Origin of the sequence: Sagittula sp. MA-2 (genome assembly GCF_030126985.1) — a bacterium.
GTDB lineage: Bacteria > Pseudomonadota > Alphaproteobacteria > Rhodobacterales > Rhodobacteraceae > Sagittula.
The window spans coordinates 452,595-469,209 of record NZ_CP126145.1; the positions used below are offsets into that span (position 1 = coordinate 452,595).

A 16,615-nucleotide genomic window follows, 5' to 3' on the forward strand; every position below is an offset into this window, starting at 1 on the left:
ATCAAGCGGGGTAGCCCTCGAACGTGACATTATCGGCGATGCGCCGCGCCTCTGCCTCCTCCGTGGGCGTGCGGATCGTCCAGCACAGGATCGACAGGCCGCGCGCCTTCAGCTGCGCCACCCGCGGATTGTCGAGGTCCTCGTGGTGATGGCTGATGAAATGCAGCGACATCTCGTCCGCCAGCCCGATCTCCGCCAGCTCCACCCGCCGCGCGGCGGGCAGGGTGGGGTAATCCTCGGCGGTGCCCGCACAGGTGGTCAGGCCGCGCGGACGGCGCGGGCACAACCGTGCGAGCATGGCCACCGAATGGGGGTTGAACGACATCAGTGCCGCCTCGCCCTCGTAGCTTTCGATGGCCCGCGCGCAGGCTTCCTCCAGCGGACCCACATCCGGGCCCATCTGGCCGTCCTGGTCCTTCACCTCGATCAGCAGCGGCACCTGTCCGGCGACGATCTCCAGCACCTCGGTCAGCGTCGGGATGCCGTCCTCCGCGTCGCGCAGAAGGATGCCGCCCAGTTCCGCCGCCGTGCGCTGCGCCACCGGGCCGCTGGCCGCGGTCAGCCGCGCAAGGTCGTAATCGTGGAACACCATGGCCTGACCGTCCGCCGAAAGCTGCAGATCCAGCTCGATGGGATAACCCGCCGCCACGGCGGCGCGGATCGCGGCACGGCTGTTTTCCGGCCGCCCCGCCGCCCGGTCGTGGAACGCGCGATGCGCGACGGGCCGGTCGAGAAACGCGCGCGGCAGCATCATTCGACCTCGAAGATGCCTTCGATCTCCACCGCGACGCCCAGCGGCAGCGCCGCCGCCGACACGGCAGAGCGGGCGTGCCGCCCCTTGTCGCCCAGCACCGCCACCATCAGGTCCGAGGCGCCGTTGATCACCTTCGGCTGGTCGGTGAAATTGCCCAGCGAATTGACGAAGCCCACCAGCTTCACCACCCGCTTCAGCCGGCCGAGATCGCCGCCGCAGGCCGCCTTGACCTGCGCCAGCAGGCTCAGCGCACAGGCCATCGCCGCCGCCGCGCCCTGCTCCACGTCGAGATCGGCGCCCACCTTGCCCTTGATCAGTTCGCCGTCCATCATGCTGATCTGCCCGGAGACATAGAGCGTGTTGCCGCTCAGCACGTACGGCACGTAGTTCGCCGCCGGCGCGGGCGCGTCGGGAAGGGTCAGGCCAAGCGTTTTCAGACGCTCTTCGATCTCGTTGCTCATCGGGGGTCTCCTTGTCGCCGCGGCGGCTTGCCGGCCGCCGGGCAGACGCTAGAACGCGCCCCGGAAAAGCGAAACCCCCTGCTGCTTCACCTTGGCAAAAAATACCTCGGCCCTGCCCGCGACGCGGCGCAGGTCCGGGGCAGGGGCGCGGGCCAGGCAGCCGGGTCCGCCAAACCTCGTCGGGGCAAAGGACCGCGCCGCACCGTCCCGACCCGCCGCCATCAGACGCTCAGCTCTCCCGGAACGCCTTCGAGAAATAGTCCATGAACGGCTTCACCAGGTAGGCCAGCGGCGTGCGGTCCTCGGTGCGGATGAAGGCCTCCACCGGCATGCCGGGGATCAGCACCGTGCCTTCGGGCAGGCGCGCGATCTCGCCCTCGTTCAGCACGATCTCCGCCCGGTAGTAGCGCACGCGCGAGGCCTCGTCCTCGAAGGCATCCGCCGAGATCTGCGTCACCTCGCCGAACAGCTCCGGCGTCTGCCGCTGGTCCAGCGCCGAGAACTTGAGCGCCACCTCCTGGTCGACGAACAGCTTGTCGATGTGGATCGGTTCCACCTGCGCGGCGATCACCAGCGGCCGGTCCTGCGGCACCAGGTACATCACCGGCTCCGCCGCCCGGATGACCGAGCGCGGGGTGAACACCGTCATCCCGTAGATCACGCCCGACACCGGCGCGCGGATGTCCAGCCGGCTCAGCCGTTCGCGCAGGCTGCGGCGCTGCTCCGCCAGCTCGCGCTCGCGGAACTGCAGGTCGCGCAGGGTGGTGATCGCCTCTTCGCGGCGCTGCGTCTCCAGCCCGAGGATCTGGATCTCCGTCTCGGTGATCCGCCCCTCCGCCTGCGCCTTCGACGCCACCAGCTCGCCCATCGTGCCCGACAGCCGCGCCTCCTCCCGCTGGAGCGACAGCACCCGGCTCGCCTGCGCCAGCCCGCGGTCGAGAAGCGTCTGCTGGTCGCGCAGCTCCTTCCCGATCAGCTCCAGCTGCGTGGTCAGCGCCGCCTGCTGCGCCTCGATCCCGCGCACCTGGTCGGCGGTCTGGTCGGCCCGCTTGCCCAGCTGCTCGATCTCGCGGTTCAGCGATTCCGCCCGGGCGAAGAACAGGTTGCGCTGGCCTTCCACCAGCTCTTCCACCTCTTCGCTGTTGCGCGCGGCGGCCAGCACCTCCTCGTCGAAGACGATCTCCTCCGCGCCGTCCCGCTCCGCGATCAGGCGCGCGCGGCGGGCCATCAGCTCGTAAAGCTGGCCCTCGACGATGGTCAGTTCCGACAGCAGCAGCGTCGGGTCGAGCTGCAAAAGCAGGTCGCCCTCCGCCACCTCGTCGCCCTCGTCCACCGCGATCCGCGCGACCACGCCGCCGTCCGGGTGCTGCACCACCTGCCGGTTCTGATCCACCTGGATCTGGCCCGAGGCGACGATGGCGCCGGAAATGTTCGTCGTGGCGCCCCAGTAGCCGAAGCCGCCGACCAGCAGCGCCACCGCGAGCACACCCACCGTCATCGGGCCGCGCGTCGGGAAGGAGGCATGCGACGGCAGCGCCGGGGTCATGCCCCCGCCGCCGCCCGTGTTCGACGCCGCCGCCCGGGCCGCCACAGCCGCAGCCGCGGCAGCCGCCGGCGTTGGCGCCCCGGCATCCCCATCCGCGCCCGGCGCGCCGGCCGTCATCCTGCCCAGAACCTGCGTGCTGCCAGCCGCGCCCGCTCCATCGGGCGGATTGGCGGCGGCGTTGCCGGCCGTGCCCGGTGTCGCCCGGGTGTCGTCCTCGGTCCTGTCGCTCATCTCACACCTCCGGGCGTCGCCGCCTTCTGGATCTGCTGGTGGTTCTTCACCATCTGCTGCAGCACCTCGTCCTTCGGTCCGAAGGCCACGCGCTGCCCGCCTTCCAGCATCAGAAGCTTGGTGCATTCCTTGATGGCCGCGGGACGGTGCGCCATGATCAGCACGGATTTCCCCTCGGCCTTGAAGCCCGCGATGGCCTTGTTGACCGCCTCCGACCCCTCGTTGTCGAGGTTGGAGTTCGGCTCGTCCAGCACGAGGATCACCGGGTCGCCGTACATCGCGCGCGCCAGCCCGATGCGCTGCATCTGCCCGCCGCTCAGCCGCCCGCCGATCGCCGTGACACGGGTGTCATAGCCGTTCGGCAGCTTCAGGATCATCTCGTGCGCATCGGCCTTGCGCGCCGCCTCCACGACCTTCTCGGCGTCGGGCTGGGGCGAAAGGCGGGCGATGTTCTCGGCAATCGTGCCGTCGAACAGCGTGACACGCTGGGGCAGGTAGCCCACGTGACGGCCCAGAACGTCCGGTCCGTACTGGTCGAGCGAGGCGCCATCCAGCCGGATCTTGCCGCCCGCCGGGCGCCAGATGCCGGTCAGCGCGCGGGCCAGCGTCGACTTGCCCGATCCCGAAGGACCGATCACGCCGACTGCCTCTCCGGGGGCCACGTTGAAGCTGACCAGCCGCAGCGCCGCCTGCTGTTCGCCCGGGGCGACCACGGTCAGCTGCTGCACGTCGAGCTTCGCCGCGGGGCGGGGCAGGGCGGTGCGCGGCGGGTCCTCCGGCACCTCGGACAGAAGCTGGGCGAGGTTGGTCCAGCCCTTGCGCGCCCGCGTGACCAGCGGCCACTGGCCGATGGCCAGTTCGATGGGCGCCAGCATGCGGCCCATCAGGATGGAGCCGGCGATCATCGCGCCCGGCGACAGGTCGCCCTGCAGCACGAGGTAGGCGCCCAGCCCCAGCATCCCGGACTGCAACAGCATCCGGAAGGTCTTGGTCATGGTCGTGAAGGTGCCGGTGATGTCGGCGGTGGCGATCTGACCCGACAGCGCCTGACCGCGCGCGCCGATCCAGCGGACGAAGGCGTCGCGCCGCATGCCGAGCGCCTGCACCATCTCCGCCTCCTGCCGGATCTGGTCCGAGGTCCGCTCCGCCTGCATGACGGCAACGTTGGATTTCAGCGTCGGATTGCGCGAGATCACCTGGTTGGCCAGCGTCACCACGATCAGGAAACCGCCGCCCACCAGCGCGAGGTAGCCCATCCACGGGTGGAAGATGAACAGCCCCAAGAGGAAGATCGGCGACCACGGGATATCGAAGGCCGCCAGCAGCACCGGCGAGGACATCAGCCGCTGCACCGATTCCAGGTCGCGCAGGCCGGTCTGGGCCAGTTCGTCGTTCTTGACGGTCGAGCGCCGCAGCACGGCGTCGAAGACGCGCAGGTCCAGCGCCGCCTGGAAGCGCGCGGCGACCCGGCCCATGACGCGCCCGCGGACGTAGTCGAGGATGCCCATCATGCCGTAGAGGAAGACGACCAGCACGGTCAGCGCGACCAGCGTCGCCTCCGACCGCGAGCCCAGCACCCGGTCGTAGACCTGAAGCATGTAGAGCGGGCCGGTCAGCATCAGCATGTTCACGAGAAAGCTGAAGATCGCGACGAACCAGTAATATGGCCGTGATTGCCGCCGCGCTGCCCTCAGCTCGTCGCGGCCCTTTTCAAATTCCTGTTTACTCATGTGCCTCCTCGCGGTTGGCCGGCGGGGCGATCATGGGATCTGGCAGCCTTCCGCCGCGTATGCCGGCGGATCCTCCCGGTGCTTGCCCTTGTCGCCTTTGTGCCACAAAAGTGCTGAATGCAGGTTGCTTGCTTGGGCACCTTGTAAAATGAAACTACCTTGTCTTTTACGGAAGCCGTGTGGCGATCCAAGGACTTTCGACGGGGGGCGGTCCGAATGCTCAGGACTCGTGCGGTTTTCGCACTCATCGTGGCGGCGTCTCTGGCGGCCTGTTCGGTCCCCGGCCCGGGACAGGCGCCGGATGGCGTGTGGGATCCCTACGAGGCCCAGAACCGCCGCGTGCACGCCTTCAACCGCAAGGTCGACGAACGTGTGCTGCGCGGCACCGGCGCGGGCCTGGCCGACGGCATTCCCGCAGGCAGCCGGCAGGCGGTGGCACAGTTCGCCGACACCGTCGGCACGCCGCAGACCGTCCTGAACCAGCTTCTGCAGCTGCGCCTGTGGCGCGCGACGAAGAACACGCTGCGCTTCACCATGAACGCGACGCTGGGGCTCGGCATCCTCGACCCGGCCGCCGAGATCGGCCTCGTGTCGGACGAAAGCGACTTCGGCGAGACGCTGGCCGTCTGGGGCCTGCCCGAGGGCGCCTACCTCGAACTGCCGCTGGTCGGCCCCTCGACCGAGCGGGACGCCGTGGGCGCCGCCGTGGACCTCGTGACCAACCCGCTGAGCTACGCGCTCGACTCGCCCGAGAGATACATCGGCACCCTCGCGAATGCCGCCGACACCGTCATCACCCGCGGCGAATTCGGCGAGACCGTCGATTCGGTGCTCTACGACAGCGCCGACAGCTACGCCCAGGCGCGGCTCATGTACCTGCAGAACCGCCGGTTCGAACTGGGCGAAGACGCCCCGGGCGCCGCCGACATCGACCCGATGGCGCTCGACACCACCGGTTTCTGACCGGCACCCCTTTTCCAGAAAGGCATTCGACATGGACACGATGTACACCAGACGCACGGTACTCGCCCTCGGCGGCGCAAGCCTCCTCGCGCTGGCCCTCCCGATGCCCGCCCTCGCGCTGACCGAAGGCCAGGCCCGCGGTCTGATCGACGGCCTCGTCGGCGAGATCAACAGCGTCATCGCCAGCGGCAAGTCCGAACGCGCGATGTACACCGACTTCGAACGCATCTTCCGCACCTACGGCGACATCCCCTACATCGCCGCCTACGCCCTCGGCAACGACGGGCGCACCGCGACGGCCGCGCAGAAGAAGGCCTTCTCGGACGCCTTCACCGGATACATCTCGCGCAAGTACGGCAAGCGCTTCCGTGAATTCATCGGCGGCCGGCTGGAAGTGCAGTCGGTCAAGGCGGTGAAGAACTACTACGAGGTGCAGACCACCGCCTTCCTGCGCGGCACGAGCCCGTTCACCGTCTCGTTCCACGTCTCCGACCGCACCGGCCGCCCGCTGCTGTTCAACCTGTTCATCGAAGGGGTGAACATGCTCCTGACCGAACGCACCGAGGTGGGCGCCATGCTGGACCGCCGCCGCGGCAACATCGACGCGCTGATCCAGGACCTCAGGACGGCCTCCTGACCGGAGCATCTGGGCGGGGCCGCGTGACGCCGACTGGCCTCGCCCCCGATCGGCCCGGCACGAAGAGGGGGCTCCGCCCCCGGCCTGCGGCCTCCCCCGAGGTATTTCAGCCAAGATGAAGACCCTGGCGAGGTGAAGACCCAATCCAGAGGACATCTTGGAGCTGTCCTGCACCTTCATCTTGGTCCAAATACCTCGGGGGAGCGGCTCCGAAGGAGCGGCGGGGGCGGAGCCCCCATTTCCTGAACCCCGGACCCAAGCGCATCGGTGGCCGAAACGCTGCCGGCCCGTAGGGCGGGGCTGTGCGCCGCCCCGGCCGACGGCCGGTGTCAGCGGTTGCCGCCGCCGAGGATGTCGCGGAGGACCTGTTCCAATACGCTCTTGGGGACCTCGCGGGTGGTGCCGCCGCCGCGGGGGACCGCGACCTCGGGGGCCTGTTGCGGCACGGGCTGCGGTTCCGGTTCCGGCGGCGGGGCGGGGGCCACGGGTGCCTGCACCGGCAGGGGTTTCGGGGGCAGGCCATCGTGGACCCGTGCCATCACCTCGTGCCAGATCTCGGCGGGAAGGCCGCTGCCGGTCACGCCGGAGAGCGGCGTGTTGTCGTCGTAGCCCATCCAGACCCCGGCCACGTAATCCGCGGTGAAGCCCACGAACCAGGCGTCGCGCGCCTCCTGGCTGGTGCCGGTCTTGCCCGCCGCCTCCCAGCCGTCGAGCCGCGCCCGCGTGCCGGTGCCTTCGTCGACCACCTTCTGCATCATCCACGTGAGCTGCCGCGCGGCGCTTTCCTGCACCACGCGTTCGCCGATGCCGCCGCCGGTGCCCATCAACGCCTCCGTGTCGCCTTTCAGGCGCAGTTCCTGCAGGCCGTAGGGCGTCACCGAGGAGCCGCCGTTCAGGATGCCCGCGTAGGCGCCGGTCATCTCCAGAAGCGTCGCCTCAGACGCGCCGAGCGCCAGCGACGGCGTGTCCGTCAGGTCGCGGTAGAGGCCGAAGTCGCGCGCCACGCGCATCACCAGGTCGCGCCCCACCGATTCGGAGACCTTCACCGCCGGCACGTTCAGCGAGCGCGCCAGCGCCTCTGCCAGCGTCACCCGGCCGTGGAAGTTGCGGCTGTAGTTGTCCGGGCAGTAGTCCTTCTGCCCGCCCGGCATGTCCACGCACCAGCGTTCGTCCACCACCGTGTCGAGCGGCGAGTACCCGAGTTCCAGCGCCGTCGCATAGACGAAGGGCTTGAAGGCAGAGCCGGTCTGCCGCACCGCCTGGAAGGCCCGGTTGAACAGGCCCGTGGCGTCCACGTCCCGCCCGCCGACCATCGAGCGCACCGCGCCGTCGGCGCTCATCACCACCACGGCCACCTGCGCCTTGGAGCCGTCCTTCACCTTCTCGGAGAAGATCTGCCGCACCGCGTCCTCGGTGGCGCGCTGGATGCGCGGGTCGAGCGTGGTCGAGATCACCACGTCCTCCGTCGTGTCCTGCGTGAAGAACTCCGGCCCGGACTGCATCACCCAGTCGGCGAAATAGCCGCCGCCCATGGTGTTCGCGCCGCTGCCCAGCGTCGCCGGGTTGTTCTGGTACTGGCGCATCTCCTCCTCGGTGATGTAGCCCTGATCGGCCATCAGCCGCAGCACCGTGGCCGCGCGGGCCTGGCTGCGTTCGAGGTTCGAGGTCGGCGCCAGCGTCGAGGGGGCGGTCAGCAACCCCGCCAGCATCGCGCCCTCGGCCGGGTTCAGCTGCGCCGCGTGCTTGCCGAAGTAGCGTTGCGAGGCGGCCTCTGCCCCGTAGGCGCCGCCGCCCATGTAGGCGCGGTTGAGGTAGATCGAGAGGATCTCGTTCTTGGTGTACTTCACCTCCATCGCCATGGCGAAGATCGCCTCGTTGGCCTTGCGCTCCAGCGAGGACTGGCGGCAGTCGGCGACGTAATCGGCCTCCGACTTCCAGACCTTGGGATCGTAGACCTTGCCGAGGCAGAGGAGTTTCGCGGTCTGCTGCGTGATGGTGGAGCCGCCGTGCCCCTGCAGCGCGCCCCGGCCTTCGCTGAGGTTGATCCGCACCGCCGAGGCGATGCCCCGCGGGCTGACGCCGAAGTGGCGGTAGAAGCGCTTGTCCTCCGTGGCGACCACGGCGTTCTTGAGGTGCGGGCTGACGCTTTCGGCGGTGACCACGCCGCCGAACTGGTCGCCGCGCAGCGCAAAGACCGCGCCGTCTCGGTCGAGCAGCGTGACCGAGCCGCGGGCGCGCCCGTCGAGCAGCGTTTCCACCTCCGGCAGGGTCGATTCGACGTAGAGCACCCAGGCCCCGATCACCAGCGCCACGAGGACCGCCACCGAGACGGTGATCTTGAAGACCAGCCGGAAGATCCAGCCGAAGAACCCGGTGATCAGCCCGGCGAACCCGCCGCGCCGCTGCCTGGGCGCGCGGCGCCGCTTCGTCGGGGTTTTCTTGGCCGTGGTCTTGCCCGCTGCCGCGGTCTTGGATTTCGCGGTCTGGCGGGTCGATTGTCCGCCATACCTGCGGTCCGCCACCAGCCGTCCGGGCTTTCGCGTGGAACTCATGTGAAACTGCGCCTGCTCAGGTTTGTTCGTTGCGGCGACTCTACCCTTTCCGACTCGGAATGTTGACCTCTTCCCGGCAAAGCTGACGTTTTTGTTTTGCGCAAAATATAGGCAATTATCGCATACGGCACATTTTTTGTGCGCGGCGGATTAATGGAACGCCTCATTTTCCGTCAAACTCTTCAATTCGGGCGGTCTCCCCCGCTTTGCTGCCAGTGCAATGCGGGGGGAGGCCCCGCCAAGACCGAAGGGGAACAAGGTGAAACTGATCATTGCAACGATCAAGCCGTTCAAGCTCGAGGAGGTGCGCGAAGCCCTCACGGGCATCGGCGTGCGCGGCATGATGGTGACGGAAATCAAGGGCTTCGGCTCTCAGTCCGGCCATACCGAAATCTACCGCGGAGCCGAGTACGCCGTGAATTTCGTGCCGAAAATCAAGCTGGAGATCGTCGTCGGCGCAGCCATGGCGGATCAGGTGGTCGAGACCATCAAGACCACCGCGCAGACGGGCAAGATCGGCGACGGCAAGATCTTCGTTCTGGATGTGCAGCAGGCGGTGCGCGTGCGTACCGGCGAAACGGATGCAGACGCGCTCTGAGACGCGCCACTCATAGGGGAATGACACAGACATGAAACGCTTCACCACAGTTGCCGCGATCGCCGCGCTGGTGGCGCTGCCGACGCTGGGCTTCGCTCAGGAGGCAGACGTCACGCCGCCGAACGGAGAGATCGGCTACATCTTCACCACCTTCATGTTCCTCGTCACCGGCTTCCTGGTGATGTGGATGGGCGCAGGCTTCTCCATGCTCGAGGCCGGCCTCGTCCGTCAGAAGAACGTCACCATGCAGCTCATGAAGAACGTCGCGCTCTTCTCGATCGCTGCGATCATGTACTACCTAATCGGCTACAACCTGATGTACCCGGGCGACGGCTGGTCCATGGAGGGCGTCATCGGTGCCTTCATGCCCACCTCGCTGGAGCCCGTCGGCCTCGCCGATACGGAAACCGACCTGACCTACGCCTCCGTCGGCTCGGACTTCTTCTTCCAGCTGATGTTCTGCGCCACCACCGCGTCGATCGTCTCCGGCACCCTGGCCGAGCGCATCAAGCTGTGGCCCTTCCTGATCTTCACCGTGATCCTGACCGGCTTCATCTACCCGATCCAGGCGTCCTGGAAGTGGGGCGGCGGTTTCCTCGCGCCGGGCATCGACGGCCAGACCGACTTCCTCGACTTCGCAGGTTCCACCGTCGTGCACTCCGTCGGCGGCTGGGCAGCCCTGACCGGTGCCCTGATCCTCGGACCGCGGATCGGCAAGTACAAGGACGGCCGCACCGTGCCGATGCCGGGTTCCAACCTGACCCTGGCGACCCTCGGTACGTTCATCCTGTGGCTCGGCTGGTTCGGCTTCAACGGCGGCTCGCAGCTCTACATGGACACCGCGGGCAACGTGGCCGACATCTCCCGCATCTTCGCGAACACCAACACGGCAGCTGCCGGTGGCGCGATCGCGGCGCTGATCCTGACGCAGATCCTCTACAAGAAGCCGGACCTCACCATGGTGCTGAACGGTGCCCTGGCAGGCCTCGTGTCGATCACCGCTGAACCGCTGACCCCCGGTCTCGGCATGGCGACCATCATCGGCATGATCGGCGGCGTGCTCTGCGTCCTCGCGGTTCCGGTCCTCGACAAGCTCAAGATCGACGACGTTGTCGGCGCCATCCCGGTGCACCTCGTCTGCGGCATCTGGGGCACCATCGCCGTGGTCCTGACCAACGGTGACGCGAACCTCGGCGTGCAGCTCTACTCCATCCTCGTGGTTGGCATCTTCGTGGTCGTCACCTCCGGTGTGGTCTGGTTCGTCCTGAAAATGGTCATGGGCATCCGCGTCGGCGAGGAAGAAGAGATCATGGGTCTCGACATGGCCGAGCTGGGCATGGAAGCCTATCCGGAATTCTCCAAGGGCTGAGGCCTCCCTCTCAACCCGATCTGGCACGGACCCGGGCGCAGCGATGCGCCCGGGTCTTTTCTTTGCCGAAGGGCCTTTGCTGGCAGGCTTTGGCGCGGTCTCACCCCGGCGCGGGGCTCACGCCCGGATCACGATTGATCCGAGTAAATCCATCAGGATTGACATGCCCGACCGAATTGGTCATCTATTCCCCGTCAGCAACAGGGTCAAACGCGTCATGATGATCTGCCATTGCAACGGAATCTCGGACAAGGACATCCACGCCGCCATGGACTGGATGCGGGCCGCCGACCCGGACACGATCATCACGCCCGGAAAGGTGTTCCGCGCGCTCGGACGCAAGACCGACTGCGCCGGCTGCCTGCCGCTGTTCCTCGACACGATGCAGAAGAACACCAGCCTCGAAGTGCCCGTTCTGACCAAGGCCGGTGCACGCCGCATGCGCCAGGTGCGCTGACGGTCGCACCCGCCGTGCGGACTATTGGCGCCGCCCCTGAATCTGCCCTAAGGTGATCTGACCGATCACCCAGCCACCGCCCGCACCACGGGCGAGAGCCAGGCCAATTCATCTCATGAGGGGCACCATGAAGGGCGACGAAAAAGTCATCGAATATCTCAATGCGGCGCTGCGCAGCGAACTGACCGCGGTCAGCCAGTACTGGCTGCACTACCGGCTTCAGGAAGACTGGGGCTTTGGCCGCGTGGCCGCCAAATCGCGCGAGGAAAGCATCGAAGAGATGCACCATGCCGACAAGCTGATCGAACGCATCATCTTCCTCGGCGGCCATCCCAACCTGCAGAAGCTCGACGCGCTGCGCATCGGCCAGAACCTGCGCGAAACGCTGGAGGCGGACCTTGCCGCCGAATACGACGCGCGCACCCTGTATATCGAGGCCCGCAAGCACTGCGAGTCGGTGGGCGACTACGTGTCGAAGAACCTGTTCGAGGAACTGATCGCCGACGAGGAAGGCCACATCGACTTCCTCGAGACCCAGCTCGACCTCGAAGCGACCATCGGCGCCTCGGCCTACGGCCAGCTCAACGCGAAGCCCACCGACGACGCCTGAGACAAGGGCAGTCGGGAGGGGGCGATTCGGGCGGCATCGCGCATCCCGTCGGCCGCGCCCGGCCCGCTTTGCGCAGAGAGGTTAACAACCGGCCGGTTCAGGGGGGGCGAACCGGCCGGGACTCACCCCAACAAGCGGTTAACGGGGTGGGATGAACGCAGCGGTCGCTACGTTATCGGACCCCGGTTTTGTGTCCTTCTGGTGGCGTATCGGCCGGTTGCTACAATTTTGACGTGCAAGAGTGAAGCCCACGTTCACAGCTTCACGCAACGCGCGGTGCCTGTTTTCACCTTTCCGACACGCCTTTTCCAAGAGGCGCAAAACGCTCAGCGGTTGATTTCCCGCTCCAGCCTCTGGCGCGCGATCAGCTCGTTCCGCTCTGCCTTGCGGTCGGCGGTCAGCGCCGTCTCCACGTAGCCCAGGTGCCGCTCGACGGCCACGCGCGCGGCCTCCGCGTCGCGGGCCTGCAGGGCGGCGTTGATGGCCTGGTGCTGCTCCAGCAGGCTTTCGCGCGTGGTGCGCTGCTTGAACATGATCTGGCGGTTGTAGAACACGCCTTCCCGCAGCAACTGGTACATGCTGCGCATCATGTGCAGCATGATAACGTTATGAGAAGCCTCGATAATTGCCAGATGGAAGTCGGCGTCGAGCCTTGCTTCCTCTGCCGGGTTCCGCTTGCCGTGGGCCGCTTCCATCTTGGTCATCAGCTCGTCGATGACCTTCAGGTCGGTTTCGGTGCCGTATTGCGCTGCGCGCTGCGCCGCCAGCCCCTCCATGTCGCGCCGGAACGACAGGTAGTCGAACACCGCCTCGTCGTGGTTGGCAAACAGCCGCACCAGCGCCTCCGAGAACGCCGACCCCAGCACATCCGTGACGAAGATCCCGGCCCCGGCGCGGCTTTCCAGAAGGCCGCGTTCGTGCAGTTCGGCCACCGCTTCCCGCAGGGACGGGCGGGAAACTCCAAGCTTTTCAGACAGTTCGCGTTCCGAGGGCAGGCGCTCTCCGGGGCGCAGGATGCCGCGCAGGATCAGCTTTTCGATCTGCCGCACGACGGCCGCCGCCAGTTTCTCCGGTTGGACTTTTTCGAAGGGCATGGGACCTCGCTTTGGTCTGCTTGTCTTACCAAAACCAGTGACACGCAGGGAAGCCCCATCCGTCGGCACGTGTGAACAATTACCCGAATTGCGGCGCATTGCGGCCTTAATCCTCAACAGAATGGTCCGGGACAAAGCATTCCAGAGGCCCCCATGCTGACCGCACTGATCGCATCCCTCCTCGGCACCATGACGCTTGCCGCCATCGCCCAGCCGGACGATGTGACGGCGGGCAACGAAGAGCCCGACCTGCCGCTCGACCAGCCCGACACCGCCTCCGGCGAGATCGTTCAGGCGGGGCTCTGGTCCGACCAGGTCGACGGCACCGCGCAGGACGACTGGCTGGCCGGCGGGCGGAGCTGCGATACACTCGAAGGTCACGAAGGTAACGACACCCTTTACGGAGAGCGCGGCCGCGACCTCCTGGAAGGCGGCCAAGGCGACGACCTCCTGAACGCCGGCGCCTGGCACGACGCCCTCGACGGTGGGGCGGGCGATGACACGCTCTTTGGCGACACTGGCAAGGACACGCTTCTAGGCGGCGAGGGCGACGACGAGATGTCGGGCGGTGAGTGGGACGACCTGCTGATCGGCGGCGCGGGCGGCGATTCCATGGCGGGCGACGGCGGGGATGACCTGATGTACGCCCATGTCCCCGGTCCTTCGGGCGACGACCTGACAGCGCGTGCCTTCCATGAAACCCTCGAGCATGTCTTTGACAACAGGGCGGAATTCGACGCGCTGTCCGACGAGGACCAGCAGACCGCGGCGGAAAGCCTGTTCGACGAGATGCTCCAGCGCTATCCGGGCGCCCCGGCGGGCGCGGACGGCAGCGACACGCTGGACGGTGGCGCGGGCGATGACACGCTGCACGCGGGCGAGGGCGACGAGATGATCGGCGGCGCGGGGGACGACGACTTCTTCGTCTCCGGCTGGACGGCGCAGAGCGATGGCACCGGCGCGCTGATCGACGACTTCGGCGTGGGCGACGACGAGCTGGTCGTGGAATACGACGCCTCTGCCGGAGCCCCGGCGCCGGAGATCGCGGTGACGACCCTCGCGAACGGGGATCAGATCGTCACGGCGGACGGTCTCACGGTGGCCACGCTTCTGTCGCCGGTACAGGCCCTGACCGCAGCGGATGTGCTTGTCGTTGGCGTGATGGTCTGAGCCGGCGGGTTTTCCGGAGGGCGTGACGGTAAGCACCCGTGGGCTCCCGCCAAAGGGCGGGATGGCACCATCCGAAACGACACCCGCCAAAGGGCGACACGGATCGTAGGGCGGGGCTTCGCGCCGCCCTTAAGAGGTCGCTACCAGCGGTCGAGCGCCGCCTCGTCTTCATCCCGCGCAGCGACCCACCCCGTCTCCTCCCCCACAAATTCCTTCTTCCAGAAGGGCGCGCGGGACTTGAGGTAGTCCATGAGATACTCCGCTGCCTCGAAGGCGTCCTTGCGGTGGCGCGCGGCGGTGGCGACCATCATGATCTGCTCGCCGGGCTCCATCCGCCCGTAGCGGTGGATCACCAGCGCATCGCCCAAGGACCATCGCTCCATGGCCTCGGCGGCGATCTTCTCCAGCGCCTTCTCGGTCATGCCTGGATAGTGCTCGATCTCCATCGCGTTCAGCCCGCCGTCCACGTCGCGCACGACGCCGGTGAAGGTGACGATGGCGCCCATGTCGTGGCGCCCGGCGGCGAAACCCGCCGCCTCTGCGCCGAAGTCGAAAGGCGCGTCCTGCACGACGATCCGCATCAGCCGCCCGTCATCGGCGGGAAGAACGCCACTTCGCGCACACCGGCCAGCGGGGCGTCGAATTCCGTCAGTTCCTGGTCCACGGCCACACGCAGGGCCGAGATGTCCTCGAAGGCCGCCGCGTAGCGCTCTTCCCGGGCGCGCAGTTCGGCCACGAGGTCCATCACCGTCGCCGCGCCGGTGTCCACCGTTTCCTTGGCCAGCCCGATCCGTTCGCGGACCCAGGCGAAATAGAGTACCTGCATCACGTCTCCTCCTTGAGGTGCGGGATCGCCTTGCGGAAATAGTCGAGCCCGGTGATCAGCGTCAACGCCGCCGCCAGCCACAAGAGCGCGATCCCGGCGAGGCCGGCCCAGACCATGCCGTGCTGTTTCCAGCGCAGGCCCATCAGGTCTTCGGCCGTGCCGTTCAGGATATTGCGCACGATCTCGTCGTCCATGCCCATGGCGGACATCACGAGATAGTGTTCGAACACGCCTTGGCTGAACAGCACCGAGATGGCGACCATCTGGACTGTCGTCTTCCACTTTGCCAGCTTGGTGACCTTCAGTGTGCCCGAGACGTCGCCGAGGAATTCCCGCAGGCCCGAGACAAAGACCTCCCGGAACAGGATCACCGTCGCGGGCAGCACCAGCCACGGCGTCCAGGACGAATAGCCGATGATGACCATCAGGGCGATCACCACCATCGCCTTGTCCGCGATCGGGTCCAGCATCGCGCCCAGCTTGGTTTCCTGGCTCCACGCGCGGGCAAGGTGGCCGTCGAAGAAGTCGGTGATTGCCGCGCCGAGGAACAGGATCAGGGCCAGCCAGTCCGCGAGCGGCCGCGCGAAGTAGAGGAACATCAGCGCCACGCCGGGGGCGGCGAGCAGGCGCAGGGCCGTCAGGATATTTGGCAGGGTCCATTTCATCGCAGCATTCCTAACGGGTTCCGAACGGAGGGGGAAGGGGCCTCGCCTCCGTGCCTTCTGGCAAGACGTTGCCACCTAGTTCATCACATTTGCCTGTCGGGGGGCCTGCGTTGAAACGCCGCTTGCGCGGGCGGGCGGCGCGTGCCGGTTCATTCCCGCTGGCGGATGCGGTCGATCAGCCGGGCGCGGGCCTCTGGCACGGGCTTGTCGCCCATCTGTGGCGCCAGCCGGTGTTCGAGGAAATAGCCGGTTGTACCCAGGGCCGTTGCGATCTCGGCGTTCCCGGCAGCACCCTGGCCCAGCATGACCTCGGGCAGGGGCAGCAGGTGGTGGATCCAGTTGCCCGCCCCTTCTGCGGTCACCGCCCGTCCGCTCTTCGGCGAGACATAGACCAGCCCCTCTGTCCGCCCGGTGACGGCGCAGCTCGAAAGGTCGAGCGCGAAGCCCATCTCTTCCAGCAGGGCGATCTCCCACCGCAGGTACGCGAGCGGCCAGAGGTCGGGCTGGTCCAGCAGGTCCAGCAGCCGTTCGCTGAAGGTGTAGAGATCGGGGTGCGGCACCCGCTCCGGCAGGCAGAACCGCAGCATCGCCACGACCGCGTTCAGCCCGGCCAGCGCCAGCCTGTCCCCCAGGGCTGCCGCCGCGCGGGAGCGTTGCGGTTCGACCGTGAAGGCGCCCATGTGGTCTTCGAGCCGCGCCCGCCAGCTCAGGTCGAGCTGCGCGCCGGGTTGCAGGTGCGGTGCCATCTTGCGCGAGGTGCCGCCCCTCAGGACGCCCGCGTGCCGCCCGCGTTCCGGCGTGAACACGTCGAGGATCAGCGAGGTCTCGCCGTGCCGCCGCGTTGCCAGCAGTATCCCGGTGTCCCGCCATTCCATGCCGCGACATTGGCGCCGCGGCCGGGCGGGGGCAAGGGTTTCTCAACCCCGCTGTGTCACAACGCCCTGACCTTCAG

Annotated in this window: 17 protein-coding genes; 7 read left to right on the plus strand and 10 right to left on the minus strand. The window is 67.5% G+C overall.

Features of this window, described 5'->3' with window-relative positions:
* Position 1 precedes the first annotated feature (1 nt).
* From QNI11_RS02360 to QNI11_RS02375, 4 genes are all read right to left on the minus strand, one after another.
* Positions 2–754 carry a glycerophosphodiester phosphodiesterase family protein gene (locus QNI11_RS02360; RefSeq protein WP_100928041.1) on the minus strand — a complete coding sequence of 251 codons (753 nt, stop codon included), beginning with the start codon at positions 752–754 and terminating at the stop codon, positions 2–4.
* On the minus strand, positions 751–1,215 hold the full coding sequence (locus QNI11_RS02365; protein WP_100928040.1) for a RidA family protein: 465 nt from the start codon (positions 1,213–1,215) through the stop codon (positions 751–753). The genes QNI11_RS02360 and QNI11_RS02365 overlap by 4 nt, the downstream gene beginning before the upstream one ends.
* A 229-nt stretch (positions 1,216–1,444) precedes the next feature.
* The gene (locus QNI11_RS02370; RefSeq protein WP_370314146.1) at positions 1,445–2,713 is read right to left on the minus strand and encodes an HlyD family type I secretion periplasmic adaptor subunit; all 1,269 of its coding nucleotides are present in this window, start codon (positions 2,711–2,713) and stop codon (positions 1,445–1,447) included.
* A gap of 275 nt (positions 2,714–2,988) precedes the next feature.
* Positions 2,989–4,722, minus strand: a complete 1,734-nt coding sequence (locus QNI11_RS02375) for a type I secretion system permease/ATPase (protein ID WP_100928039.1) — start codon at positions 4,720–4,722, stop codon at positions 2,989–2,991.
* A gap of 216 nt (positions 4,723–4,938) precedes the next feature.
* On the opposite strand from QNI11_RS02375, the gene QNI11_RS02380 reads away from it, so the two are divergent.
* Together QNI11_RS02380 and QNI11_RS02385 are read left to right on the plus strand one after the other, a co-directional pair.
* Positions 4,939–5,685, plus strand: a complete 747-nt coding sequence (locus tag QNI11_RS02380) for a VacJ family lipoprotein (protein WP_100928038.1) — start codon at positions 4,939–4,941, stop codon at positions 5,683–5,685.
* 31 nt (positions 5,686–5,716) lie between these two features.
* Entirely contained in the window at positions 5,717–6,322 is a 606-nt protein-coding gene (locus QNI11_RS02385; RefSeq protein WP_198521832.1) for a phospholipid-binding protein MlaC, read from the plus strand.
* Between the two features lie 329 nt (positions 6,323–6,651).
* Here QNI11_RS02385 and QNI11_RS02390 read toward each other — a convergent pair whose 3' ends face one another.
* Positions 6,652–8,874 (minus strand): transglycosylase domain-containing protein, encoded by a 2,223-nt coding sequence (locus QNI11_RS02390; protein WP_283982204.1) that lies wholly within the window; start codon positions 8,872–8,874, stop codon positions 6,652–6,654.
* 259 nt (positions 8,875–9,133) lie between these two features.
* On the opposite strand from QNI11_RS02390, the gene QNI11_RS02395 reads away from it, so the two are divergent.
* The 4 genes from QNI11_RS02395 to bfr all read left to right on the plus strand — a co-directional run bounded on the left by QNI11_RS02395 (position 9,134) and on the right by bfr (position 11,908).
* Complete coding sequence (locus QNI11_RS02395; RefSeq protein WP_005855408.1) at positions 9,134–9,472, plus strand: P-II family nitrogen regulator; 339 nt, start codon at positions 9,134–9,136, stop codon at positions 9,470–9,472.
* A 31-nt stretch (positions 9,473–9,503) separates the two neighbouring features.
* Complete coding sequence (locus QNI11_RS02400; RefSeq protein ID WP_100928036.1) at positions 9,504–10,841, plus strand: ammonium transporter; 1,338 nt, start codon at positions 9,504–9,506, stop codon at positions 10,839–10,841.
* 217 nt (positions 10,842–11,058) lie between these two features.
* Entirely contained in the window at positions 11,059–11,298 is a 240-nt protein-coding gene (locus tag QNI11_RS02405) for a bacterioferritin-associated ferredoxin (protein ID WP_100928035.1), read from the plus strand.
* Between the two features lie 127 nt (positions 11,299–11,425).
* Positions 11,426–11,908 (plus strand): bacterioferritin, encoded by a 483-nt coding sequence (gene bfr, locus QNI11_RS02410; RefSeq protein ID WP_283982205.1) that lies wholly within the window; start codon positions 11,426–11,428, stop codon positions 11,906–11,908.
* 326 nt (positions 11,909–12,234) lie between these two features.
* Here the strand turns inward: bfr and QNI11_RS02415 are convergent, their stop codons facing one another.
* Entirely contained in the window at positions 12,235–13,002 is a 768-nt protein-coding gene (locus tag QNI11_RS02415) for a FadR/GntR family transcriptional regulator (protein WP_100928033.1), read from the minus strand.
* A gap of 153 nt (positions 13,003–13,155) precedes the next feature.
* Between QNI11_RS02415 and QNI11_RS02420 the strand changes: the two genes are divergently transcribed.
* On the plus strand, positions 13,156–14,172 hold the full coding sequence (locus tag QNI11_RS02420; RefSeq protein ID WP_283982206.1) for a calcium-binding protein: 1,017 nt from the start codon (positions 13,156–13,158) through the stop codon (positions 14,170–14,172).
* Between the two features lie 140 nt (positions 14,173–14,312).
* Here QNI11_RS02420 and QNI11_RS02425 read toward each other — a convergent pair whose 3' ends face one another.
* The 4 genes from QNI11_RS02425 to recO form a co-directional block, all read right to left on the minus strand.
* Positions 14,313–14,753, minus strand: a complete 441-nt coding sequence (locus QNI11_RS02425; protein ID WP_283982207.1) for a molybdenum cofactor biosynthesis protein MoaE — start codon at positions 14,751–14,753, stop codon at positions 14,313–14,315.
* Positions 14,753–14,998, minus strand: a complete 246-nt coding sequence (moaD, locus tag QNI11_RS02430; protein WP_100928030.1) for a molybdopterin converting factor subunit 1 — start codon at positions 14,996–14,998, stop codon at positions 14,753–14,755. The genes QNI11_RS02425 and moaD overlap by 1 nt, the downstream gene beginning before the upstream one ends.
* Positions 14,998–15,663: a CDP-diacylglycerol--glycerol-3-phosphate 3-phosphatidyltransferase gene (pgsA, locus tag QNI11_RS02435; RefSeq protein WP_100928029.1), complete on the minus strand. Its 666-nt coding sequence runs from the start codon at positions 15,661–15,663 to the stop codon at positions 14,998–15,000. Before pgsA ends, moaD begins: the two co-directional genes overlap by 1 nt.
* Before the next feature lie 149 nt (positions 15,664–15,812).
* Positions 15,813–16,538, minus strand: a complete 726-nt coding sequence (gene recO / locus QNI11_RS02440; RefSeq protein WP_283982208.1) for a DNA repair protein RecO — start codon at positions 16,536–16,538, stop codon at positions 15,813–15,815.
* Positions 16,539–16,615 lie beyond the last annotated feature (77 nt).

What these genes read in the sequence shown, in the direction of transcription:
- QNI11_RS02360 (WP_100928041.1), bottom strand. Translation starts at nt 754, where the DNA reads ATGATGCTGCCGCGCGCGTTTCTCGACCGGCCCGTCGCGCATCGCGCG.
- QNI11_RS02365 (WP_100928040.1), bottom strand. Translation starts at nt 1,215, where the DNA reads ATGAGCAACGAGATCGAAGAGCGTCTGAAAACGCTTGGCCTGACCCTT.
- QNI11_RS02370 (WP_370314146.1), bottom strand. Translation starts at nt 2,713, where the DNA reads ATGACGGTGGGTGTGCTCGCGGTGGCGCTGCTGGTCGGCGGCTTCGGC.
- QNI11_RS02375 (WP_100928039.1), bottom strand. Translation starts at nt 4,722, where the DNA reads ATGAGTAAACAGGAATTTGAAAAGGGCCGCGACGAGCTGAGGGCAGCG.
- QNI11_RS02380 (WP_100928038.1), top strand. Translation starts at nt 4,939, where the DNA reads ATGCTCAGGACTCGTGCGGTTTTCGCACTCATCGTGGCGGCGTCTCTG.
- QNI11_RS02385 (WP_198521832.1), top strand. Translation starts at nt 5,717, where the DNA reads ATGGACACGATGTACACCAGACGCACGGTACTCGCCCTCGGCGGCGCA.
- QNI11_RS02390 (WP_283982204.1), bottom strand. Translation starts at nt 8,874, where the DNA reads ATGAGTTCCACGCGAAAGCCCGGACGGCTGGTGGCGGACCGCAGGTAT.
- QNI11_RS02400 (WP_100928036.1), top strand. Translation starts at nt 9,504, where the DNA reads ATGAAACGCTTCACCACAGTTGCCGCGATCGCCGCGCTGGTGGCGCTG.
- QNI11_RS02405 (WP_100928035.1), top strand. Translation starts at nt 11,059, where the DNA reads ATGATGATCTGCCATTGCAACGGAATCTCGGACAAGGACATCCACGCC.
- bfr (WP_283982205.1), top strand. Translation starts at nt 11,426, where the DNA reads ATGAAGGGCGACGAAAAAGTCATCGAATATCTCAATGCGGCGCTGCGC.
- QNI11_RS02415 (WP_100928033.1), bottom strand. Translation starts at nt 13,002, where the DNA reads ATGCCCTTCGAAAAAGTCCAACCGGAGAAACTGGCGGCGGCCGTCGTG.
- QNI11_RS02420 (WP_283982206.1), top strand. Translation starts at nt 13,156, where the DNA reads ATGCTGACCGCACTGATCGCATCCCTCCTCGGCACCATGACGCTTGCC.
- QNI11_RS02425 (WP_283982207.1), bottom strand. Translation starts at nt 14,753, where the DNA reads ATGCGGATCGTCGTGCAGGACGCGCCTTTCGACTTCGGCGCAGAGGCG.
- moaD (WP_100928030.1), bottom strand. Translation starts at nt 14,998, where the DNA reads ATGCAGGTACTCTATTTCGCCTGGGTCCGCGAACGGATCGGGCTGGCC.
- pgsA (WP_100928029.1), bottom strand. Translation starts at nt 15,663, where the DNA reads ATGAAATGGACCCTGCCAAATATCCTGACGGCCCTGCGCCTGCTCGCC.
- recO (WP_283982208.1), bottom strand. Translation starts at nt 16,538, where the DNA reads ATGGAATGGCGGGACACCGGGATACTGCTGGCAACGCGGCGGCACGGC.